Genomic DNA, 23,478 nt, shown 5'->3' on the forward strand with positions numbered 1-23,478 from the left:
TAAAGCTGGTGATAACTGCTTACTCCCCACGCAATCGGTTTGTCCGGATTTCCCCCGTAGTGGAGATAGTAACCATTGAGATAACTCAAGCAGTGGCCGAAATACATGAACGGCAGGAAGAAGAGCATATAATGCCAGTTCAACACCGCCATGGTGGCCATGCTGAGGATGAACGCCCCCAGTTCGATTTTTCCCCAGTGCGCTTCGTCCGGTCCGCGCTTCGATAGCTCCCTCGCGATCGCCGCGGGGTTGTCGCGAAAGAAGCTCAGGAAAGTGTAACTCCATGGGTTCTCGGCCTGCCCATCGTGGCCATGCCGGTAAATGGAAAGCCAGTCCACGGTATCGCCATGCTCATCCTGCCGGTCGCTGTTCCCCTTGTGATGCTGCATGTGGACCACATCGTAATAGAGCTGCGAGAAACAACAGGCGACCGATTCCATCACGCTGAACAGACGATTCGCCAGCGGCGACCGGAAATATGGATTGTGGATGAAGTTGTGCGAGATGCCGTTGATGTTCCACGAGATGCTGATCGAGTAGAGGATTCCCAGGATGAGCATCCCCCACAGCGGCGTCCGCGGGAACAGGTAGAAGAGCGACCAGAAGTAGGCGAAGTGGAAGACTCCAAACAGCACCGGGATCGCGTCCCACCTGCTATAGGCAAAAACCTGGGAATCGGTTTTCACGTCTTCGACTCGGATGGGTTCGGTGGCCATGGGAAAATTGGAAAAGGAATCAGCGTTCAAGAAGCCGTCAAGGCAGTCCAGAGGAGCGTGCGAGCGCGGGTGTTACGGTTGGTCGCCGTCGCTTCATTCACGGGCTCGAGTCGAGGGTGGTCGAGCGCGGATTCGATACGTTGCTTCAACCGCTCAAAGACGGGCTGCGAGTAGGCGCCGCAAAGATCGCCACCCACGATCTTCGTTTGTGCGCGCAACTCACCGAGCGCCCAGAGAATGTCTTCTACCGTAAATAGCCCGTTCTCCCAGTTGGTCGCCGATTCCTCCCGGTCCAGGCAGTCGAGATCGATGGTGATGTAAACCGCTTCCCCGCGCATCGACTGCGCGAAGGCGCTGAATTTCTCCCGCCAGTCCTCGCGCGTCATCCCCGGCCAGCGCTTGCGGCCGGAAGCCTTCAGCCGTTCCGTCCACGGCCAGACTTTCAGGCGCTGGTTGCGCAGCGCCGTCCGGCTCACAAATAAGTTGCCCGGCCAGTTCAACTCGAAATTACCACAACCCCAAATCACCGCCTTGCGCACCGTCGGCAGCTCGAGCGCGCGATTGATCCACGTCCCGCAACACCAGCGCGGCGGGCGAATATCCCAGTCGGGATGATTGTCGAACGACACCAGCGTCACCGGCTCCTCGAGCTTGCGCAGCCACAGGGCGGTCAAGTGATGATAGTCACCCGACCCGAAGAGGGTGAACCGGGCCGTGCGTGGCCGGATGAACTCGTAAAACGCCTCGATCCCACCCGAGGTGGCGCTGTAGCGCAACCGTCTGCCCCAGTCGCGGCAGTCGACATAAGATTCCGTGGAATCCTTTGGCCACGCCCCGTCCAGGTCGATGTGAATGGATTGGCTGGAGGACGTGATCACACCGTTTTTCAGAGTCGGTGAGCATAAGGTTGCCGCTGATTTCATCAAGAATTTCGTTCCCGACCCGCCTCACACCAGCCCCGTGACCTGATAAACCGCGATGACGAACAGCACCGCCACCGTCTTGATACAGGTGATGACGAAGATATCGCCGTAGGCTTGGCGATGCGTGAGGCCGGTGACGGTGAGCAGGGTGATGACGGCGCCATTGTGCGGCAGCGTATCCATCCCGCCGCTGGCCATGGCCGCCACACGGTGCACGACTTCGAGGGGGATGCCGGCGGCTAGCGCATTCTGCGCGAAGGTGTCGCCCATCGCCGCGAGCGCGATGCCCAGGCCGCCCGAGGCAGAACCGGTAATCCCCGCCAGCGACGTGACGGTCACCGCTTCGTTGATCAGCGGATGCGGAATGGATTTCAACGCTTCCGCGACGACCAGAAATCCCGGCAGCGCCGCTATGACCGCGCCGAAGCCATACTCCGACGCCGTGTTCATCGACGCCAGCAGCGCGCCCCCGATCGCGGCTTTTGATCCTTCCGCAAACCTGGCCCGCACCGGTTTCCACGCGCACACCAGCACGGTCAAAATCCCGCCCAGCAGCGCACCTTCCACCGCCCAGATTGCCGCCACCTTCGCAATCTCCTGCGAAACTGGCGCGGCTTTGCCGACGACCGATGGAATGAACGAATGCGTCTCGCCGTACATCTTCGGAACCGCCGTGGTGAGGATCTTGTTCAGCACGCCGACCAGCACGAGCGGCAGGAGCGCAACACACGGATTCGCCATCCGCTCACCGGCAAACGGCTCCGGCTCTTGCAGCAGATTCTCCCCATATCCTTCCCCGGCCGCAACGGCGCGACGGCTGCGCCAGTGCAAATAAAAGAGCCCCACCGCGAGGATGAATACCGCGCCGATGCTCCCCAGCCACGGCGCGGCGTAGGCGTTCGTTTTGAAAAACGGAATCGGAATGATGTTCTGGATCTGCGGCGTCCCGGGCAGCGCATCCATCGTGAAGGTGAACGCGCCCAGCGCGATCGTCGCCGGGATCAACCGTTTCGGCAGTCCGCTCTGCCGGAAAATCTCCGCCGCAAACGGATACACCGCGAAGACCACGACGAACAAGGACACCCCGCCGTAGGTGAGCAGCCCACACACCGCGACGATGGAAAAAATCGCCTGCTGCTTTCCGGCGAGACGCACTACCGCCGACACGATCGACTTCGAAAACCCAGACATCTCCACGACTTTTCCAAACACCGCGCCAAGCAGAAACACCGGGAAGTAGAGCTTCAGAAACCCGGCCATCTTCTCCATGAAGAGCCCGGTAAACATCGGTGCGACCAGGTCCGGCGCGGTCAGCAGCACCGCACCCAGCGCCGCCACCGGCGCGAAGAGAATCACGCTGTGCCCGCGATACGCGACAAACATCAGGAACACCAGCGCCGCGAGGATGATGACGAAACTCATTGCGCCGTCCAACCCCCGTCGATCGCCAGGGCCTGCCCCGTCACATTGCGCGCCAGCGGACTCATCAGGTAATCGACCGCCGCCGCCACTTCCTCGATCGCGATGAAGGCCTTCTTTGGCATCGGCGCAAGCATCACCGTGTCGATCACCTCGTCTTCCGAAATCCCACGCGTGCGCGCCTGTCCCGCGATCTGCGCATCCACCAGCGGCGTGCGAATGTAACCCGGGCAAATTGTGTTGCTCGTGATCTCCGCGCCGCCCGTCTCCAGCGCCAGCACCTTGGAAAAGCCGAGTAGCGCATGCTTCGCCGCCGTGTAAGCCGATTTGTAAGGCGAGCCGATCAAGCTATGAATCGATCCGATGTGAATGATCCGCCCAAAGTTCCGCGCCCGCATCCCCGGCAGCACCGCGCGCGACATCAGGAACGTCCCCTTCATCATCACGCTCATCAGCAAATCCCATTTCTCCACTGGATATTCCTCGATGCCCGCCACGTACTGCAGCCCGGCGTTGTTAATCAGCACATCGACGCGCGTTTCGCCCAGCGCGCTCAGCAATCCCGCGATGCTCTCCTCCGAGGTCACGTCCAGCGCAAAAGCCCCCCCCCGCCCACCCGCCGCGACGATCTGCGCCGCCGTCTCCTGCGCAGCCGCGAACTGCAAGTCCGTCGCCAGGATCGTGTGCCCCCGCTGCGCCAGCCACGCGCCCAGGCCCCGCCCCAATCCACTGCCCGCGCCGGTGACGAGAATAGTGCGGGCGAGAGGGTTCATGACGCTGGGGAGGTGTTGTAACGCGCGCGCAATTCGCGGCGCATCACTTTGTTGGACGCGGTGCGCGGCAGCGCATCGATCACGACGACATCGTGAATTTTGAAAAGGGGATTCAAGTCGCGCTTGATCGCACCCTGCATCGCGGTCGCGAGTAATGTTTTCTCCGGCGCGCCCGAACACACCGCGTAGATCACCAGCAGACTCGGCCCTCCTCCGCTCGACACCGCGATCGCCGCCGTCTCCGTCACTCCCGGCACGGCGCGCAACGTCTGCTCGATTTCCGCCGAGCTCACCTTGATCCCACCCAGGTTCATCGTGTCATCCGCCCGCCCGTGCGCGCGCCAGTAGCCGCCCGGCAGCCGCTCCATCTGGTCGCCATGCCGCCGCAGAGTCTCGCCTCCCGGTCCGCGCGGCGCGCCGGCAAAATACGTCTCTTCGTGGTCCTTATTCAGCAGCGAATTGGAAAGCCCGATCGACGGCGGCACCACGAACAACTCACCGATTTCCGCAGGTTGCCCCTCCTCGTCGAGAATCATCACGTCCAGCCCCAGCGTCGGCGTGTTGAACGTCCCCGCGATATTCGGCCGTGCCAGCACGCTGCTGATGTACGCCCCGCCGATTTCCGTTCCGCCGCAGTATTCGATCACCGGCCGGCCGCCTGCCGTCTGCATTAGCCAGCGCATGTCATCCGCGCGCGAGCATTCGCCCGTGGAAGTGAAACACTTGATCCCGCTCCAATCGAGCCCTTCCATGCAACCCGTGTTCCGCCATGTCCGCACCAGGCTTGGTACCACGCCGAGCACCCTCGCCTTGGCCGCCACGACGAACTCGCCAAACTCCCGCCCCGTCGGCGCGCCGTAGTACAGCCCCATCGCCGCGCGATTCATCAGGCTCCCGAAAATCACCCACGGCCCCATCATCCAGCCGATATTCGTCGGCCACACCAGTACCTCGCCGGGGCGGATGTCCTGGTGAAAATGGGCGTCCGCTGCGCACTTCAACGGCGTCGTCTGCGTCCACGGGATCGCCTTCGGTTCGCCCGTCGTCCCCGACGAAAAAAGCACGTTCATCGTGTCCTCCGGGTCGCGTGCCGTGATCTCCAGCGGCGCATCGATCTCCAGGAAGCCCTGCCACGCTACATCTCCTGCGCGCAGCGGCAGCGCGAGGCTTTCCCGCGCCGGCACCACGATCGTCCGCGGCGCGCCCGTCTCGATCGCGTTGGCATAAAGCGGCAGTTCCTTCCCCCCGCGCAGCAGCACATCCTGCGTGAACACGCCTGCCGCCTTCGCGATCCGCAGCCGCGTCGCGATCTCGCGCGGACGAAAGCTGTCCGCGATCCCCACCACGGCACACCCCGCCGCCACGATCCCTAGGTAAATCGCCACCGCCACCGCCGTCATCGGCATCAAGATCGCCAGCGCATCGCCCGGTTGATAACCCAGCCGTCGCAAATTTGCCGCCACGCGCCCCGTCAGCGCCCGCAACTCGCCATACTTCATCACCGACAGTTCACCACCTTCTGCCTGGTAAATAATCGCCGGCGAATTCGACGGCGCGGAAAAGCAACTCTCCACCACATTCAACCGCGCGCCCGGCAACCATTGCGGCGCCTCCACCCCGCGCGACAGATCCAGCACCGCGCGACATGGCCGCTCGAAGCGCACCCCGAGCCGTTCGATCGCCAGCCCCCAGTACTCCGCGCGATGCCGCACCGACCACGCATGCAATTCTTCGTAGGTCGCCGTCCTCGTCCTCTCCATCAGCCACGCCAGATTCGTCGTCGCGACAAATTCCGGCGTTGGCGTCCAATCCGCTTCAAGTGATTCGTCTCGTTCGTTGCCGGGGGGAAGCATCGCAGGAAAAGCGTTAAGACATCACGCGCGCTCCAGGACCATCGCACAACCCATCCCCCCTCCGACGCACAAAGTCGCCAGCCCGCGCCGCGGTTTGCGATGCGTCAGGTGCACCAGTAAGCGCGCCCCCGATGCCCCGATCGGATGTCCCAGTGCGATCGCCCCGCCATCCACATTCACCTTTCCCGCATCGAGCCCCAGCTCCTGGATACAGGCCAGCGATTGCGCCGCAAACGCCTCGTTCAGCTCAATCAAATCGAACTCCCCCACATCGCGCGAAATCCGCCGCGTCGCGTACACCGGCCCCAGCCCCATCTCCGCCGGCTCGCACCCCACCGCCACACTCGCCGTGATCCTCACCAGCGGCGTCAGCCCCAGCTCCCGCCCCCGCTCCTCCTCGCACACCAACAGCATCGCCGCCCCATCATTGAGGCCCGACGAATTCCCCGCCGTCACCGTTCCGCTCTTGTCGAACGCCGCCTTCAACGTCCCCAATTTCGCCACCGTGGTATCCGCGCGCGGATGCTCATCCTGCTCCACCTTGTCCACCGCCACGATCTCCTCCCGAAAATGTCCCGCCGCCAACGCCGCGGCGTAGCGCTGCTGACTCGTCACCGCGAACGCATCCTGCGCCGCGCGCGAAATCCCGTAGCGCGTCGCCAGCCGCTCCGCCGTCACCCCCATGTGCTCGTCGCTAAACGCATCGGTCAATCCATCGCGCAGCAAACTATCGATCAGCACGCCATCCCCCAGCTTGTAACCCCCGCGCGCCCGATTGAGCAGATACGGCGCATTCGACATCGACTCCGTCCCGCCGCACAACACCACGCGTGCCTCGCCGCTTCCGATCGCCTGCACCGCGAGCCGCACCGCCTGCATCCCCGAGGCACACATCATATTCACCGTGCACGCCGGCACCGACACCGGCAGCCCCGCCCCCAGCGCCACCTGCCGCGCCACATTCATCCCGAGGCCTGCCCCCAGCACATTGCCCACGATCACCGAATCCACCCAGGCCCCGTCGATGCCACTAAGCGCCGCCTTCGCCGCCACCACCCCCAGCTCCACCGCCGACTTCTTCGCCAGCCCGCCCAAAAACCGCCCTTGGGGCGTACGCTTGGCGGAAACAATCCAGATCGGTTTTATGCTCATGAGGTAATGATGACTGCAGGATAAATCGCGAATCGAAAGTGGAAGACATTCGCCAGCCCCACCGCCAGCGCAATCTTTGCCGACAGCCCGAAGCCGCTATCGCCCCACCCGCGCCAGCAGCAGCCGCCCGCCCGCGGCATCCACCGTCACCCGAAACCGCGAGAGCAATCCGTTCCCAATCAGCCCCGACTCCCCGGCAAACATAGCCTGGCGATGCAGGCCCGTCTTTACCGCCGAAATGCGCTCCTCGCCCAGCAAGACTTCGGTCTCGACGGATTTCGGCGAACTTCCCGCGGTGGCGACCGAGGTTTCCGCCATGCGGCGCCCAGGCGTGCCCGTCACCACCCACTCCAGCGCTCCGCTGCAACCCGTATCCACGCGCATCCACTGCGGCGCGCCGCCATTGATCCCGGCACGGACGCAGAGCGCATCGTTGCGGTGTGCCAGCGTCAACATCCTCCCTTCGCTCGCGGCCATTTCGTTGGCGCTGAGCAGGCGGATCTTTTGCGCCGCAAAATCGATCCGCACGATGTGTTCGCGAAAGAAATCCGCACCCAGCAGACCGTCCACGCGCGCTCCGCAACCGGCGCTCACCGCTCGCAAATCCAGCGCCAGCATCTGCCGCGGCACCGGCGCGGACCCCACTGTCGCGCCCAGCCCATCCACCTGGTAGGCCGCGCACCGCCCGTCCACTCCCTGCACCGTTTCCCGCGTCCCCAGCTTCACTCCGAGACGTCGCGCCGCACCCAGGTCCAGCACGCTCTTCCCCGCCCCTGAGTCGAGCAGGAAGGCGAGCGGTGCACTGGGCGCCCCGGTCTCCACCTTCAGCCAGATCATCCCCGCCCGAAAAGTGAATGGGATCTCCGTCGCCGCGTGCCCCGGCTTGGCGACAATGAACCAGGAGGCCAGGAAAAGAGCGAAGAGACGGGCGAAGTGCACACCGCGGGCTATAGCAAGCCGCGTGCAACCCCCGCCCGGAGTTTCCGTTTACACTGGATTCCCACCCCACGCACCGCCGCACGCGCCCCCTTCCGCCCGGCAGAAATTCACCATCGTGGACAGGATTGTCCACCGCCCGAAAAACAACGAGCCTCCCTGCGCACCGGGGAGGCACAGGGAGGCTCGAAGATTGCGGAACCGGAGCTTACCGGCCCGACACGTAGGCGCCGTAGACCTGCCCATGCGCCGTCGAGCGCAGCTCAAAGCGCACGTCGGACTGTTCGTCCGGCGTGGCATTGCGCCCCACGCCACGATTGTTTGCATACACCGCGACCGTCGTCGTCCGGCTCGGCTGGCCATCCTGCGCCTGCTGCCGGCCCAGGCGTTGCTGTAATTGCTGGTCATCCGCCGAAGCGGAGCCGACAGCAACCAACGACACCACTGCCGCGAGGAACGAGTACTTGATGAGGGATTTCATAGGGGTATGGATCTGACTTTGTTTTTGTTTTGGGGTTTGCTTCTGCCTGCGACCAAGGGAGTTCGATCACAGTGTGCAGAGTCTATCCCCATCTCCTCAAAATTCTCACCTTTTTTTCCCTTCCCGGGTCGTTCTGCGTGTTTTCCCCTAACTCACATCAGTAGTTTCCCCCGAGGCATAGCGCCGGTCCATGCTTGGACTGGGACGTATGTCTTTCATTCCACCGTCGTCAACCAGCCAGCAGCTTGTTGTTTCGTCTTCCGTCGGGGCAGTGGCGGAGAGGACCCCCACGGCGTCCGCCCCAGAGTATCCGCCGCATAAGGACACTATTCTGATCGTCGATGACGATGACGCCCTGCGCACCACGGCGGCGATGATGTTGGAATGTCAGGGCTTCAAGACCGTGACCGCCGGCAATCGTCTGGAAGCGCTTCAACAACTGGAACGCAACCCGCAGATCAGTGCCGTTTTGCTCGATCTCCTCATGCCGGTGATGGATGGCGAGGAGACCTTCCGCCAGTTGCGTAATTTCTGGGCCGGCATCCCGGTGATCCTGATCAGCGGATTCGACCTGAGCGAGATCCGGAAGAACTTCGGCGCTCCGCCACCAGAGGGCTTTGTGCAGAAACCCTTCACCTTCGCCAAGCTCACCGGCGCTCTCGACCGCGTGCTGGGCTGATCCACCAACCACCCCCGCTCCCATGACCAAACTCCTCGGCAAACTTAAACTCTGGCAGAAGCTCGTCCTCATCATCGTCTCGTTCGCGCTGCCAGTTGGTATTCTCGCGTTTTTCACCTTTCAGGCGATCGAAGAAAGCCTCGCCCTCGCGCGACTCGAAAGGTCTGGCGTCGCGTTCAATCGGCCCCTGTCCGAGCTCAACGAGCATGTCTGCATCCATCAAGTCCTCCTCCAACGGTATCTGACCGGCGAGAAACAGTTGCACCACGAAGTCCTCGCGCAGCAGGCGAAGATCGACACGGCCTTCAATGCGCTCGATCAACTGCACCGCCAGCTCGGCGCCCGGCTCAGGTTCACGCCCAGCGAGCTCGAGAGCCGCGGCCTCGGTTACGCCCTTCCGGAAAAGATGCGCCACGACTGGGAGGCGCTGAAAGCAGGATGGGACCAACTCACCCCCGAACTCAGCATGCAGCAACACGAGCGTCTCCTCACGGCGCTGGCTGCGGCGATCAAGCAGACGACCGACACGGGGGGCCTCACGATCGATCCCGCCGTCGACAGCTTCAAACTCGGGGAGGCGGTCTTCGAAGCGATGCCTTCTGTGCCGCAACACATCAGCCAGATCACCGAACACGGACTTCGATTCCTCTCGGAGGCCAGCGCCCAGGACCAAGCTGCGGTTGTCGGGAAGACCGCGCTGCTCCACGACGCGGACCTGCCCCGGATCGTCGATTCCATCGAACGTGCGATCCGCGAAGACGCCAGTTTCGGCGCGGTGAGCGAAAGCTTGCAACACGACCTTCCGCCGCAGCTCGAGGAGTTTAAGAAAAGCATCACTGCCTTGCTCGCTCTGGGCGACCAAATCGCCCTCGGCAACAAAGAGATCGACCGCGCGGCCCTGATCGCGGCGGGGGAGCGAGCGACCGCTGCTGAATCCAAACTGGCGGAGACCGCGACGACCGAGCTGGACCGCCTCCTGCAAATGCGACTTGCCGACTATGAACGCCGGCGTCTCGAGGCGATCGGCCTCGCCGCGGGCGCACTGCTGCTGGCCGGGCTGCTCACCTGGGCGGTGGGCCGCAATATCACCGGCCGCCTGCGCCGGCTCGCGGAAGCCGCTCAGACAGCGGCGCTCGAAGGCGCCCTGTCACACGAAATCGACACTTCCGGCAGTGACGAGATAAGCATTCTCGCGCAGTCGTTCTCGGGCATGGTGGGTTCCTTACGCACGGTGGCTGGCGTCGCCGACCGGATCGCCAGTGGCGATCTTCGCGCGGAGGTCAGCGCACTTTCCGACAAGGACGTGATGGGCAACGCCCTCGTCAAAATGATCACGAGTCTCTCCGCACTGACGACCCAGGTGCAGAAAGCCGCGATGGTGGTGAACTCTTCCGTTACCGAGATCGCCGCGACTTCCAAGCAGCAGCAGGCCACCACGAGCGAAGTCGCCGCGACCACCACCGAGATCGGTGCGACTTCCAAGGAAATCTCCGCCACGTCCCGCGAGTTGGTGAAAACCGTCAACCAGGTCAGCGGCATCGCCGAGGAAACTGCGACGCTCGCGAACAGCGGGCAGGCGAGCCTCGGGCAGATGGAACAAACGATGGGCCTCTTCGTCGAGGCCGTCGGCGCGATCAATTCCAAGCTCGCCGTGCTCAGCGAAAAGGCCGGCAACATCAACCAGGTCATCGCCACCATCACCAAGGTCGCCGACCAGACCAACCTGCTCTCGCTCAACGCCGCGATTGAGGCCGAGAAGGCCGGCGAATACGGCCGCGGCTTCGCGGTGGTCGCCACCGAGATCCGCCGCCTCGCGGACCAGACGGCCGTCGCCACCTTCGACATCGAGCAGATGGTCAAGGAGATGCAGTCCGCCGTCGCCGCCGGCGTGATGGGCATGGATAAGTTCGGCGAGCAAGTGCGCCGCGGCGTGCAGGAGGTGCAGCAAGTCAGTAGCCAGCTCGCGCAGATCATCAACCAGGTGCAGACGCTCAGCCCGCGCTTCGCCACGGTCGATGAAGGCATGCAGGCGCAGGCCCTCGGCGCCGATCAAATTACGCAAGCGCTCTCGCAGCTCAGCGAAGCGACGCAACAGACGGCCGATTCCCTGCGCCAGTCCAATGTCAGCATCGAGCTGCTCCACGATGCTTCGCGCGGCATGCTCACCAGCCTCGACGGCTTCAAGCTCCGCTCCGCCTAAGCCCATGCTCTTCATCGTCTTCCAACTCGGCCAGGACCGCTACGCGCTCGACGCGCGCGAACTCGTGGAAATCCTCCCACTGGCGCAGGTCAAGCAGCTGCCGCAAGCACCTCCGGGCATCGCCGGCATGCTCGACTACCATGGTGTCGCTCTTCCGGTCATCGATCTCAGCGAACTGGCGCTCGCGCGCACCGCCGCGCACCGCATCAGCACGCGCATCCTCATCGTCGAGATTGCCAGCGGACGCCGCTTCGCCCTCATCGCGGAACGCGCCAACGAGATGCTGCACCGGGAGGTCGGTGATTTCGCCGCGGCCGAAGTGGCCGTGGATGCCGCGCCGTACCTCGGCCCCGTGACGCGCGACGACCGCGGCATTGTCCAGTGGATCACGCCGCAGAAGCTGTTTTCGGCGGCGGTTCTCGACGCGTTGTATCACCCGGTCAAGGAGGCGGCATGATGGAAGCATTCGCCCGGCTGCTTCACGAAGTGATCGGCCTCGATCCGGAATCGATCGGGATGTCGGCCATCGAGCGTGCCGTGCGCCTGCGCGTCGCCGCCTGCCAGGCCGCCAGTATCGAGGCCTATCTGCAACGCTTGCGCACCACGCCCGCCGAAGTGCAGGCCCTGGTGGAGACTGTCGTGGTCCCCGAAACCTGGTTCTTTCGCGATCCCAAGGCCTTCAGCGTGGTGGCCGAGCACGCACGGACCGCGTCCTTATCCGCCAAATTGCATTTCCTCTGTGTTCCTTGCTCGACCGGCGAGGAGCCGTACTCGCTGGCCATGGCGCTGCTCGATGCCGGCATCGCGCCCGGACGATTTCACATCGATGCGATCGACGTCAGCGAGCGCGTGCTGGCCCACGCGAGGGCGGGCATCTACGGCCGCAATTCGTTCCGTGGTCGCGAGCTGCAATTTCGCGACCGTTACTTTCAGCAAACACCCGCGGGTTGCTTCCTCGATCCCGCGGTCTGCCAGCTCGTGCAATTCCATCGCGGCAATCTGCTCGATGAAACTTCGCTGCCCCAAGGCCGCGCCTACGACGCCATCTTCTGCCGCAATCTGCTCATCTATTTCGACGACGCCACCCAACACCGTGCCGTTCTCGCCTTGGAGCGGCTCCTCGCGCCGAACGGCCTGTTCTGTGTTGGGCCGGCGGAGACCGGGCTGCTCGCGTCCTACAACTTCACCCACACACGCATCTCCCTGGCCTTCGCTTTCCGCAAAGGCAAAGCAGCACCGGCGCCGATTCCGCAGCTCGTGAGCAAGCGCGCGCTCATTCCACCACCTCCGCCCAAGCCGCGTCCCGTCCCGATGCCTGTATCCAGGCCGCTTCCCGCGCCGGTCGCGGCTCCGGCTCCCGATTTGGTCGAAGCTCTCCGGCTCGCCGACGAAGGCCGCCTCGATGAAGTCGCTGCCATCTGCCACGCCTTTCTCCAGCAATCCGGCGCCTCCGCTCAAGCCTACTATCTCCTCGGCCTGGTGAGCGACGCCGCCGATCGGGGCGATGAAGCGGCCGCCTATTACCGCCGGACGCTCTACCTCAATCCGCAGCATCACGACGCGCTGCTGCACTGCTCGCTGCTCACCGCCAAACGCGGCGATGCCGGCGCCGCGCAAGCGCTCCGCGAGCGCGCCCGTCGCAGCACGGAAAAGGCCGCCTGATGAAACTGCACGATTGCTGGAATCACATCGGCATCTGGGGCGATGGCACGTGCGCCGAGCTCGCCCAGGCCGTCCACTGCCGCAACTGCCCCGTCTATTCTTCCGCCGCGAGAGACCTGCTCGATCGCGGCGTCGACTCCGCCTACCTCGCCCAATCCGCGCAGCAGATCCGCACCCAAAGGCAGGACGCCCGGCGCGACACCGACTCCGTCGTCATCTTCCGCCTCGGCGCCGAATGGCTCGCGCTCCCCGCCGGCGTCTTCCAGGAAGTGTGCGCGTTGCGGCCCATCCATTCGCTGCCCCACCGGCGCAACGGCGCCGTCCTCGGCATCGCCAACGTGCGCGGCGCGCTCCTCGTCTGCGTCTCCCTGCACGCGCTCCTCGGCATCGACAAAACGCCGGCCGCGAACACCGCGCAGCGCCGTCTCGTCCACGAACGCCTCCTCGTCGTCGGTCGCGATGGCGAACGCCTCGTCTTCCCCGTCGATGAAATCCACGGCATCCATCGCTTCCACCCCGACCAGCTCGGCGAAGCGCCCGCCACCGTCGCCCGCTCCACGGCCACCTACACTCGCGCGATGTTGCCCTGGCAGGACAAAGCCGTCGGCGTACTCGACGATCAGCTCCTCTTTTACTCTCTCAACAAGAGCCTCGCATGAACGCGACTTCGCCCACCGATCTCAGCGACTTCTCGATGGTGGATCTTTTCCGCATCGAAGCCGAAGCGCAGACGCAAACGCTCACCTCCGGCCTGCTCGCTCTCGAGCGCGCGCCCGCCACCGCCCGCCATTTTGAATCGCTCATGCGCGCCGCGCACTCGCTCAAGGGCGCCGCGCGCATCGTCGGCCTCAACGCCGCCGTGAGCGTCGCGCACGTGATGGAAGACTGTTTCGTCTCGGCCCAAAAGGGCGCGCTCACGCTCGGTCAGGCCCAGGTCGATCTGCTCCTCAGCGGCGTCGATCTCCTCTCTCGCATCGCGCACACGCCGGAGGCGGAGATCGCGAAATGGGACGGCGCCAGCGAGATCGAAACCTTCCTCGCCAGGCTCGCCGCCATCGCCGAAACCGGCGCCGAATCTCCCGCAGCGCCGTCCGCTCTCCCCGTCGAATCTCCCATCACTGAGCCCCAGGCCGGCGCGCTCATCGCCATCGATTCCGACCGCGTCCTGCGCGTCACCGCCGATCATCTCAACCGCCTCCTCGGCCTGGCCGGCGAGTCGCTCGTCGAGGCCCGCTGGCTCGATCCCTTCGCCCGCTCGCTGCTTCGTCTCAAGCGCCTCCAGCAGGACCTCGGCAAAACCGTCGAGGCGCTGCGCGATTCCCTCCATGGCCTCCTGCTTTCCGAGCGCGCCGAATCGCACCTCGCCGCGCTGGAGCACAAAGGCGCGGAGTGCCGCCAGTTCCTCGGCGCACGGCTCGCCGAGCTGGAAATGTTCGACCGTCGCTCGGGCAATTTATCCCATCGCCTCTACGATGAAGCGCTCGCCTTGCGCATGCGCCCCTTCATCGATTCCGCGCAAAACTTCCCGCGCCTCATCCGCGATATCGGCCGCTCGCTCGGCAAGGAAGTGCGCCTCGCCATCGTCGGCGAGCAGACGCAGGTCGACCGCGACATCCTCGAAAAGCTCGAGGCCCCGCTCAGCCACCTCCTGCGCAATGCCGTCGACCACGGCATCGACCTTCCCGAGGAACGCCTCGCCGCCGGCAAGCCGCGCGAAGGCGCCATCTGGCTCGAAGCCCGCCACAGCGCCGGCATGCTCCTCATCACCGTGCGCGACGACGGCCGCGGCATCGACGTCGAAGCCGTCCGCCGCGCCATTGTCGCGAAGAAGCTCACCAACGAAGAGACCGCCGCCAAAATGAGCGACGCCGAGCTGCTCGAGTTCCTTTTCCTGCCGGGCTTCACGATGAAGGAGCACGTCACCGAGATTTCCGGCCGCGGCGTCGGGCTCGACGTCGTGCAGGTCACAATGAAGCAACTGCGCGGCACCCTTCGCACCACCACCGAGTTGGGCCGCGGCACCACCATCCAGCTTCAGCTCCCACTCACCCTTTCCGTCCTGCGCGCCCTCGTCGTCGAGATCGCCGGCGAGCCCTACGGCATCCCGCTCGCCGCCATCACGCGCACGCTCAAGCTCCGCCAGGAGCAAATCGAATCGCTCGAGGGCCGGCAGCATTTCGCCTTTGAAGACCAGCGCATCGGCCTCGTCGCCGCGCATCAGGTTTTCGAGAAGGGAGAAAACCCGCTCAGCGGCGAAGAAATGCCCGTCGTCATCGTCGGCGAACGCGGCCAGCGCTACGCCCTCGTCGTCGATCGCTTCCTCGGCGAACGCGAACTCGTCGTCCAGCCCCTCGATTCGCGCCTCGGCAAGATCAAGGATATCAGCGCCGGCGCCCTCACCGACGACGGCACCCCGCTCCTCATCGTCGATGTCGAGGACCTCGTCCGCTCCGTGGAAAAACTCAGCGCCACCGGCCGGCTCGATCACGTCCAGCGCACCGCCGCCGCCGGCGACTCCCGCCCGCGCAAGCGCATCCTCGTCGTCGACGATTCGCTCACCGTCCGCGAACTCGAGCGCAAGCTCCTCGAGGGCCGCGGCTACGAAGTCGAGATCGCCGTCGATGGCATGGACGGCTGGAACGCCATCCGCACCGGCGGCCACGACCTCGTCATCACCGATGTCGACATGCCGCGGCTCGATGGCATCGAACTCGTCTCTCTCATTCGCCAGGACCCGAACCTCAAGTCCCGCCCCGTCATGATCGTCTCCTACAAGGACCGCGAGGAAGACCGCGCCCGCGGCCTCGAAGCCGGCGCCGACTACTATCTCACCAAAGGCAGCTTCCACGACGAGAGCCTCCTCTCCTCCGTTGCGGACCTGATCGGCGAACCATGAGAATCGCCATCGTCAACGACATGCCCATGGCCGTGGAAGTGATGCGGCGCGCCATCGTCTCTTCATCGAAACACGAGGTGGTGTGGACCGCCCGCGATGGCGCCGAAGCCGTCGCCAATTGCCAGCGCGACCGCCCCGATCTCGTGCTCATGGATCTCCTCATGCCTGGCATGGATGGCGTGGAAGCCACCCGCCGCATCATGGCCGCCAGCCCCTGCGCCATCCTCGTCGTCACCGCCACCGTCGAGGGCAACGCCGCCAAAGCCTTCGAAGCCATGGGCGCCGGCGCGCTCGATGCCGTGCAGACGCCCACCTTCGGCGGCGCCGGCGGGCAGAACGGCGCGGCCGCCTTTCTCTACAAGATCGACTCCATTGCCAAATTGGTCGTCGACCCCGCCGAACCCTCCACTCCGGCCGAACCGCGCCCGCGCGACCGCGCCCGCCAGCTCGTCGCCATCGGCGCTTCCGCCGGCGGTCCTGCTGCCCTGGTGAAAGTGCTCAGCGGCCTGCCCGCCGATTTCCCCGCCGCCATCGTCGTCGTGCAACACGTCGATGCGCAGTTCGCCCCCGGCCTCGCGAGCTGGCTCAACGATGTCTCCCAGCTCCCCGTCCGCCTCGCCCGCGAAGGCGACGTCGTGGCAGCCGGCGTCGTCCTCATCGCCGCCACCAACGACCATCTCACCCTCCGCCCCGGCGCCGTCCTCAGCTACACCGCCGACCCCGTGGGCTGTTCCTACCGTCCCTCGGTGAATGTCTTTTTCGAAAGCGTCCTCCGTTGCTGGCGCGGCGAGGTGCTCGGCGTCCTCCTCACCGGCATGGGCCGCGACGGCGCCACCGGCCTCAAGCTCATCCGCGACGCGGGCTACCACACCATCGGCCAGGATCGCGCCACCTGCGCCGTCTACGGCATGCCCAAGGCCGCCGCCGAACTCGGCGCCGTCGCCGAAGTGCTCCCCTTGGAGAAAATCGCCGCCGCTCTCACCCGCCGCCTTCTCCCCACCGACCCCCACAATTTATGAACTCTGCCATCCCCGTTCCCGGCAACCCTCCGACCGACACCTCCATCATCCTGCTCGTCGACGATCAGCCCTTCATTGCCGAGGTCATCCGCCGCTATCTCGCCTCCGAGCCGGGCCTGGCCCTGCACTACTGCTCCGATCCCGCCGAAGCCATCGAGGTCGCCAATCGCCTTCGCCCCACCGTCATCTTGCAAGACCTCGTCATGCCCGGCGTCGATGGCCTCGCCATCGTCGGCCGCTTTCGCGCCAACCCCGCGACCCGCAACACCCCCATCATCGTCCTCTCCTCCAAGGAAGATTCGCAGACCAAAAGCCTCGCCTTCTCCATGGGCGCCAACGACTACATGGTCAAACTCCCCGACCAGCTCGAGATTGTCGCCCGCGTCCGCTACCATTCCACCGCCTTTCTCAGCCGGCTCGAGCGCGACGAAGCCTTCCGCGCCCTGCGCGAAAGCCAGCAGCAACTCCTCGAGAGCAACACCGCCCTCCTGGCCAGCAATCAGAAGCTCGGCGAAGCCCTTTCCCAGGTCAAAGAACTCCGCGGCCTCCTCCCCATCTGCAGCTATTGCAAACGCGTCCGCAACGATGGCGAGTACTGGAGCCAGATCGAAGAGTACCTCCGCGAAAACTCCGATCTGAAACTCAGCCACGGCATCTGCGACCAGTGCTACGAAAAACAAGCCGAAATCCTCCGCCAGGAAGTCGCCAAATTCGGCGGCACCCCACCCGCCGAATCCACCCCCCGTCCCAAAGTCACCGTCCGCCTCGAGCCGCAAGGTTGATGCGCTCGTCCCCCGTGCGTCGGTAGCCAAGATGCGCCCGCGGCTGCAATCCGGGCATTTCCCACTCGTGAGATCGCGGCTCTGCGGGTTCTCTCTTCACCATGCATTCCCTCCGCATCCCTCTGGCCTTCTTCTGCACCCTGGCCGCCGTCGCCACCGCCATCCCAGCGGCCCGCGCCGAGACCAAGCCGCCCAACGTCGTCATCTTCATGACCGACGACCAGGGCTACGCCGATGTCGGCGTGTTTGGTGCGAAGGGCTTCACTACGCCGAATCTCGACCGCATGGCCCACGAGGGGCGGCGGTTCACCGACTTTCATTCCTCGCAGGCGGTGTGCTCGGCCTCACGCACGGGGCTGCTCACAGGATGTTATCCCAATCGCATCGGGATCAACGGCGCGCTCGGGCCGAACTCGAAGATCGGCATCGCCGATGGCGAGATGACTCTCGCGCAGCTCGTGAAGCAAAAGGGGTATGCCACGGCGATCTACGGCAAGTGGCATCTCGGCGACCGCCCGCAATTCCTGCCCACGCGCCACGGCTTCGATGAATACTTCGGCATCCCGTACTCGAACGACATGTGGCCGAATCATCCCGAGGCCAAGCCGGGCGCGTATCCGCCGCTGCCGCTCTACGATGGCGAGACGCCGACCAAGCTCGGGCTCACGCATGCCGACCAGGGGCAACTCACCACTTGGTACGCGGAGCACGCGGTCAGCTTCATCGAGCGGCACAAGGACCAGCCGTTCTTCCTCTATGTCGCGCCGAACATGCCGCACGTGCCGCTGCACGTGAGTGACAAGTTTCGTGGCAAATCGGAGCGCGGACTTTATGGCGACGTGATCGAGGAAATCGACTGGGCCGTGGGCCAGATCCTCGCCGCCTTGAAGAAGAACGGCCTGGATGACAACACCCTCGTGATGTTCACCTCCGACAACGGGCCGTGGCTCAGCTACGGCAATCACGCGGGTTCCGCCGAGCCGTTGCGCGAGGGCAAGGGCACCAATTTCGACGGCGGGCATCGCGAGCCCTTCATCGTCCGCTGGCCGGGCAAAATCCCCGCCGACAGCGTCTGGCCCGGCCCCGCCATGGCCATCGACATTTTCCCCACCGTCGCCCGCCTGACTGGCGCGACATTGCCCGGGCACAAGATCGATGGCCTCGACATCTGGCCGCTCTTCACTGGCGAATCCGGCGCGAAGAACCCGCACGACGCCTACTACTTCTACTACAACGTCAACGAACTCCAGGCCGTGCGCAGCGGCGATTGGAAGCTCTTCTTCCCGCACACCACGCGCACCATGAATGGCCAGACGCCTGGCAAGGACGGCCTCCCCGGCAAATACAAACCGCTCCTCGTCGGCCACGAACTCTACAACCTCGGCGACGACATCGGCGAAACGAAAGACGTCGCCGCGCAAAATCCCGAGGTCGTCAAGCAACTCGAAGCACTCGCTGAAAAAGCCCGTGAAGACATGGGCGACGCCCTCACCCACCGCGTCGGCACTGGCGCGCGCGAACCCGGCCGGTGGACCCCGCCGCCGCAGTAGCGGGTGGAGGATTAAAACGCGGAGACGCGGAGACGCCTCTGCGTTTTAAAAATCCCTTGGCACACTCTAAGGATTCGCCCCAAAACAGCTCTCCCCACCATGTCCCCCCGCCAATTCCTCACCGTCCTCCTCCTCGCCTGCGCCGCGCATTTCGCCGTCGCTGCCGATCCCGCCCCCACCGACCACAAACTCCGCGTCGTCCTCGTCGGCGACTCCACCGTCGCCGAGAAGAGCGGCTGGGGCACGGCGTTCATGAAGCTCCTCGCCCCCGATGTGGAATGCACCAACGCCGCCCGCGGCGGACAAAGCACCAAAAGCTTCCTCGACAGTGGCAACTGGGCGAAGGCCCTCGCGCTGAAACCCGACTGGGTCCTCATCCAGTTCGGCCACAACGATCAACCCGGCAAAGGCCCCAATCGCGAGACCGACCCCGAGACCACCTATCGCGCCAATCTCATCCGCTATGTGGACGAAGCGCGCGCCGCCGGCGCCAAGCCGGTCCTCGTGACATCGATGGTCCGCCGCACTTTCCAGCCGGACAAGCAGCACCTCCGCGTCGACCTCGAGCCCTACGTTGCCGCGATGAAAAAAGTCGCCGAGGAAACGAAAGTCCCGCTGGTCGATCTCCACGCGCGCAGCCATGAGCTCATCGAAAAGCTCGGGGCGAGCGGTGTGGCCGAGGCCAAAATGGAAGCCGAAGCCAAACCTCCCGCCACCCACGACGGCACGCACCTCAACGAACACGGCGGCGAAATGATCGCCCCGCTGATCGCCGGTGAATTGCGCAAGGTCGCCCCCGATCTGGCCGCGCACCTCACTCCCGCGAAATGATTTCGCAGCCCATGCAACTGCTCCGCACCTGCCTCGCGCTTTCCCTCGCCCTCATCGCCGCCGCATCCGCCGCCGCGCCGATCCCCGCGAAGGACCGCGTCGTCATCCTCATCACCATCGACGGCTTCCCCGCCTGGCTCTGGCACGATCCCGCGCTGCCCGTCCCCACTCTGCGCAAGCTCGCCGCCGAAGGCGCCGAGGCGGACAGCATGGAAGTGGTCAACCCCTCCATCACCTGGATCTGCCACACCACCCTCGTCACCGGCGTCGGCCCCATCCAGCACGGCGTCCTCTTCAATGGCCTCCTCGTCCGCCCGGGCATCGATAAGCCGCCGATGATCGATCAGTGGCGCGACAAGGCGGACCTCGTGCATGTGCCCACCATCTACGATCTCGCCCACCAAGCCGGCCTCAAGACCGCGCAGGTCGATTGGGTGGCCATCTTGAACTCCGGCACCATAGACTATGAATTCCTCGAAATCCCGAAACCGACCGGCGGGATCGAAGGCGAACTGATCTCCGCCGGCATCCTTACCGCGGACGACCTGCACAATTTCATCAAGGGCAAAAGCCCCGCCTGGCGCGACTCGATGTACAACCACGCGGCCATCGATATTCTCGTCTAACACCAGCCGAATCTCCTGCTCATGCACTACCTCAACACCGACGCGCTCAATCACGCGGACGGTCCCGGCAGCATGGCCAGCTACGCCGCCTACGCGCTCGTCGACTACCAGATCCGCGACCTCCTCGCCGGCCTCGAAGCCGCGGGCTTGAAGGACAAGGCGACCGTCATCATCACCACCGATCACGGCTTCAAGAAAGTGAAGACCGGCATCTGGGCGAATGTCGTCCTGCGCAAAGCCGGCCTCATCGAAGCCGAAGGCGCCACCGTCAAAAAGTGCGACGCCTACGTCGTCCCCGAAGGCGGCCTCGCTTTCGTCTACATCACCGACCCCGCGAAACGCGCCGCGTTGCTCCCCAAGCTCAAGGAAATCTGCGCCGCCCTCGTAGGCGTGGACAAAGTCATCGACGGCGCCGACGCCCACAGCATCGACATCCCCACCCCCGCCGAAAACCAGGGCACCGGCGACCTCATCCTCACCGCCAAGCCCGGCTACGCCTTCCAGGCCAAGGTCGACGGCGACACCGCCAACGGCGACCCCAAAGGCTATTACGGCACCCACGGCTACCTCGCCAGCGACCCCGAGCTCGACGGCGTCTTCCTCGCCTGGGGCTACGGCATCCGGCCCGGCGCCAAGCTCGGCAAGATCCGCAACCGCGACGTCGCCCCCACCATCGCCGAACTGCTCGGCGTCCCCCTCCCGAACGTCGAAGGCCACGCCCTCCGGGAAATCCTCACCGCCCCGTAGAGTCCTGCGACAGCGCTTCTTTGGATATAGCGTCACGCACGTCGGTGGATCGCGAGCTCCGCGCGCGATGGGAAAAACACTCCGCGCGCGGCGCCCACTTTCCTCTCCGCGATCCGCTGCGATTGTCCGCCGGAGGTCGCACGGCCCGGTTTCCACCCCACGATTCCGGCCACAAAACGCCCTGATCCCTTTTCTGGCCGGATTTCGCATGAGCAGATGATATGAACACGCCGATGCCCGACTCGCCTCCCCCTCGACGTCCATCGGCCCCACCGAAGGTGCCCGTCCGGCCGCCCCTGTCTCCGCGCGCCGAGGCGACCTTCAATTCCGCCCTCGAGCGCCCGCCCGCCGAACGCGCGGCTTTTGTCGCCAAGGCGTGCGGCGACGAGACGGCCCTGCACGCGGAAGTGCGCGAACTGCTCGCGGCGCACGAAGGCGCGGCTGGGTTCATGGCGGAGGGCGAGACTCTCTCGCCGGAGGTCGAGCGGGAAATGGCCCGGCTCAAGCCCGAGGAGGGCGGCGAGATGATCGGCCCGTACAAGCTGCGCGAGCAAATCGGCGAGGGTGGCTTCGGCACCGTGTGGGTCGCGGACCAGGAAAAGCCGGTGCGGCGGCGCGTGGCCCTGAAGATTATCAAGCTGGGCATGGACACCAAGGAGGTCATCGCGCGCTTTGAGCAGGAGCGGCAGGCGCTGGCCATGATGGATCATCCGAACATCGCCAAGGTCCTCGACGCGGGCGCCACGCAGTTTGGCCGGCCGTTCTTCGTCATGGAACTGGTCCGCGGGGTGATAATCACGGAGTACTGCGATGAGCAGCAGCTCTCGACACGGCACCGCATCGAGCTGTTCATCACTGTCTGCCAGGCGGTGCAGCACGCGCATCAGAAAGGGATCATCCACCGCGACCTGAAGCCGTCGAACGTCCTCGTCACGATGAACGACGGCAAGGCGGTGCCCAAGGTCATCGACTTCGGCGTGGCCAAGGCGACGCAGGGGCGGCTCACCGAGCAGACCGTCTACACGCAGTTCCAGCAGATGATCGGCACGCCGCTCTACATGAGTCCCGAGCAGGCGGAAATGACCTCGCTGGATATCGACACGCGCAGCGACATCTACTCGCTCGGCGTGCTGCTCTACGAACTGCTCACCGGCTACACGCCCATCGCGAAGGATACTCTCGCGCGCGCCGGCATGGATGAAATCCGGCGCATCATCCGGGAGGTGGATCCACCCCGGCCCTCGATGCGCATGAAGACGTTGGACGGCGCGGCCATGACGACAGCCGCCCAGCGCCGCAACACCGAGCCCGCCAAGCTCCCCGGCACGCTGCGCGACGATATCGACTGGATCGTCATGAAGTGCCTCGAGAAAGATCGCAGCCGGCGCTACGACACGGCGAACGGGCTCGCGCTCGATCTCGAGCGGCACCTCCGGAACGAAGTGGTCATCGCGCGCCCGCCGACCGCCGGCTATCTGCTCAGCAAGCTCGTCCGGCGCAACCAGCTCGCCTTCGCCGCCGGCACGGCCATCGTGGCGTCGCTCGTCATTGGCCTCGCGGCCAGCCTGTGGCAAGCGGTGCGGGCCACGCGCGCGGAGAGGGAGCAGAGCCAGTTGCGGGCGGTGGCCGTCCAGGCGCTGGAGGGGGAAAAAGCGCAACGCACCCAGGCGGAAGCGGAGCGGCAGCGCGCCGAGATCAACTCCGAAAAAGCCCGGGCCACGGCGCTGCAATCCCGGCGCAACCAATATGCCGCCGACATGTTCTCCTCCACGATCAACATCGAAAAGGGCAGCTATGCCACGGCCCGCAATTTCCTGCGGGAGTATTTTCCACGGGAAGGCGTGGAAGAATTGCGCGGCTTCGAATGGCGTTACGGGTGGCAACTCTGCGCCGGCCAGCAGTTGAAAACATTTCCGCTGGGCGGAGGGATTGAGCACGCGGCGTGGTCCCCCGATGGACGGCTGGTCGCCACGGCCCACCGGGATGGCGCGGTCCGTCTGTCGCGTGCCGATACGGGCGAGGTGACGGCGACTTTCCAGGACTGCGCCGGGGCGGATAATTCCCTCGCGTTTTCCTCCGATGGAAATGGGCTGGCCGCCGCGGGACATGACGCCGCGACCCGGAAATCGGTCGTTCGTTTTTTGGACGTGCGGGATGGCCGGTCGATTTTCACGCTCACCCAATATCCGGCCCCCAGGGTGGCCTGTTCACCGGCCGGCCCGCTCATGGCCAT

At 64.9% G+C, this 23,478-nt stretch carries 20 protein-coding genes and 1 pseudogene; 13 read left to right on the forward strand and 8 right to left on the reverse strand.

Annotated features, from left to right (window positions below):
* From ABJF10_RS14740 to ABJF10_RS14775, 8 genes are all read right to left on the reverse strand, one after another.
* On the reverse strand, nucleotides 1-716 hold a 716-nt coding region (locus ABJF10_RS14740; protein WP_348545350.1), incomplete at its 3' end, for a fatty acid desaturase.
* A gap of 26 nt (nucleotides 717-742) precedes the next feature.
* Nucleotides 743-1,594, reverse strand: coding sequence for a hypothetical protein (locus tag ABJF10_RS14745; protein WP_348545351.1), 852 nt, complete (start codon nucleotides 1,592-1,594; stop codon nucleotides 743-745).
* A 69-nt stretch (nucleotides 1,595-1,663) separates the two neighbouring features.
* Complete coding sequence (locus tag ABJF10_RS14750; RefSeq protein WP_348545352.1) at nucleotides 1,664-3,061, reverse strand: GntP family permease; 1,398 nt, start codon at nucleotides 3,059-3,061, stop codon at nucleotides 1,664-1,666.
* Nucleotides 3,058-3,831, reverse strand: coding sequence for a 3-hydroxybutyrate dehydrogenase (locus tag ABJF10_RS14755; protein WP_348545353.1), 774 nt, complete (start codon nucleotides 3,829-3,831; stop codon nucleotides 3,058-3,060). Before ABJF10_RS14755 ends, ABJF10_RS14750 begins: the two co-directional genes overlap by 4 nt.
* The gene (locus ABJF10_RS14760; RefSeq protein ID WP_348545354.1) at nucleotides 3,828-5,684 is read right to left on the reverse strand and encodes an AMP-binding protein; all 1,857 of its coding nucleotides are present in this window, start codon (nucleotides 5,682-5,684) and stop codon (nucleotides 3,828-3,830) included. The genes ABJF10_RS14755 and ABJF10_RS14760 overlap by 4 nt, the downstream gene beginning before the upstream one ends.
* A gap of 21 nt (nucleotides 5,685-5,705) precedes the next feature.
* Nucleotides 5,706-6,836 carry a thiolase family protein gene (locus ABJF10_RS14765; RefSeq protein ID WP_348545355.1) on the reverse strand — a complete coding sequence of 377 codons (1,131 nt, stop codon included), beginning with the start codon at nucleotides 6,834-6,836 and terminating at the stop codon, nucleotides 5,706-5,708.
* A gap of 96 nt (nucleotides 6,837-6,932) precedes the next feature.
* Entirely contained in the window at nucleotides 6,933-7,775 is an 843-nt protein-coding gene (locus ABJF10_RS14770) for an aspartyl protease family protein (protein ID WP_348545356.1), read from the reverse strand.
* Nucleotides 7,776-7,980: 205 nt separating this feature from the next.
* A complete protein-coding gene (locus ABJF10_RS14775) occupies nucleotides 7,981-8,253 on the reverse strand; it encodes a hypothetical protein (RefSeq protein ID WP_348545357.1) in 273 nt (90 codons plus the stop codon).
* Nucleotides 8,254-8,461: 208 nt separating this feature from the next.
* On the opposite strand from ABJF10_RS14775, the gene ABJF10_RS14780 reads away from it, so the two are divergent.
* The 13 genes and pseudogenes from ABJF10_RS14780 to ABJF10_RS14840 all read left to right on the forward strand — a co-directional run.
* Entirely contained in the window at nucleotides 8,462-8,932 is a 471-nt protein-coding gene (locus tag ABJF10_RS14780) for a response regulator (protein WP_348545358.1), read from the forward strand.
* A gap of 982 nt (nucleotides 8,933-9,914) precedes the next feature.
* Nucleotides 9,915-11,132 (forward strand): methyl-accepting chemotaxis protein, encoded by a 1,218-nt coding sequence (locus ABJF10_RS14785; RefSeq protein ID WP_348545368.1) that lies wholly within the window; start codon nucleotides 9,915-9,917, stop codon nucleotides 11,130-11,132.
* 4 nt (nucleotides 11,133-11,136) lie between these two features.
* A complete protein-coding gene (locus ABJF10_RS14790) occupies nucleotides 11,137-11,589 on the forward strand; it encodes a chemotaxis protein CheW (protein ID WP_348545359.1) in 453 nt (150 codons plus the stop codon).
* On the forward strand, nucleotides 11,586-12,794 hold the full coding sequence (locus tag ABJF10_RS14795; RefSeq protein ID WP_348545360.1) for a CheR family methyltransferase: 1,209 nt from the start codon (nucleotides 11,586-11,588) through the stop codon (nucleotides 12,792-12,794). Before ABJF10_RS14790 ends, ABJF10_RS14795 begins: the two co-directional genes overlap by 4 nt.
* Nucleotides 12,794-13,453 carry a chemotaxis protein CheW gene (locus ABJF10_RS14800; RefSeq protein WP_348545361.1) on the forward strand — a complete coding sequence of 220 codons (660 nt, stop codon included), beginning with the start codon at nucleotides 12,794-12,796 and terminating at the stop codon, nucleotides 13,451-13,453. The genes ABJF10_RS14795 and ABJF10_RS14800 overlap by 1 nt, the downstream gene beginning before the upstream one ends.
* On the forward strand, nucleotides 13,450-15,690 hold the full coding sequence (locus ABJF10_RS14805) for a hybrid sensor histidine kinase/response regulator (RefSeq protein ID WP_348545362.1): 2,241 nt from the start codon (nucleotides 13,450-13,452) through the stop codon (nucleotides 15,688-15,690). The genes ABJF10_RS14800 and ABJF10_RS14805 overlap by 4 nt, the downstream gene beginning before the upstream one ends.
* The gene (locus ABJF10_RS14810) at nucleotides 15,687-16,709 is read left to right on the forward strand and encodes a chemotaxis response regulator protein-glutamate methylesterase (protein WP_348545363.1); all 1,023 of its coding nucleotides are present in this window, start codon (nucleotides 15,687-15,689) and stop codon (nucleotides 16,707-16,709) included. The genes ABJF10_RS14805 and ABJF10_RS14810 overlap by 4 nt, the downstream gene beginning before the upstream one ends.
* Nucleotides 16,706-17,188, forward strand: a pseudogene (locus ABJF10_RS14815) (response regulator); the annotation flags it as partial. The gene ABJF10_RS14810 and the pseudogene ABJF10_RS14815, both read left to right, overlap by 4 nt.
* A gap of 404 nt (nucleotides 17,189-17,592) precedes the next feature.
* Entirely contained in the window at nucleotides 17,593-19,041 is a 1,449-nt protein-coding gene (locus ABJF10_RS14820; protein ID WP_348545364.1) for a sulfatase, read from the forward strand.
* A gap of 99 nt (nucleotides 19,042-19,140) precedes the next feature.
* A complete protein-coding gene (locus ABJF10_RS14825) occupies nucleotides 19,141-19,872 on the forward strand; it encodes a rhamnogalacturonan acetylesterase (protein WP_348545365.1) in 732 nt (243 codons plus the stop codon).
* Entirely contained in the window at nucleotides 19,869-20,498 is a 630-nt protein-coding gene (locus ABJF10_RS14830) for an alkaline phosphatase family protein (protein WP_348545366.1), read from the forward strand. The genes ABJF10_RS14825 and ABJF10_RS14830 overlap by 4 nt, the downstream gene beginning before the upstream one ends.
* Nucleotides 20,499-20,513: 15 nt before the next feature.
* Nucleotides 20,514-21,245, forward strand: a complete 732-nt coding sequence (locus tag ABJF10_RS14835; protein ID WP_348545369.1) for an alkaline phosphatase family protein — start codon at nucleotides 20,514-20,516, stop codon at nucleotides 21,243-21,245.
* 233 nt (nucleotides 21,246-21,478) lie between these two features.
* The coding region (locus tag ABJF10_RS14840; RefSeq protein WP_348545367.1) for a protein kinase at nucleotides 21,479-23,478 on the forward strand (2,000 nt) is incomplete at its 3' end.

The sequence above is a fragment of the Chthoniobacter sp. genome, assembly GCF_040003245.1.
Classification (GTDB): Bacteria; Verrucomicrobiota; Verrucomicrobiia; order Chthoniobacterales; family Chthoniobacteraceae; genus Chthoniobacter.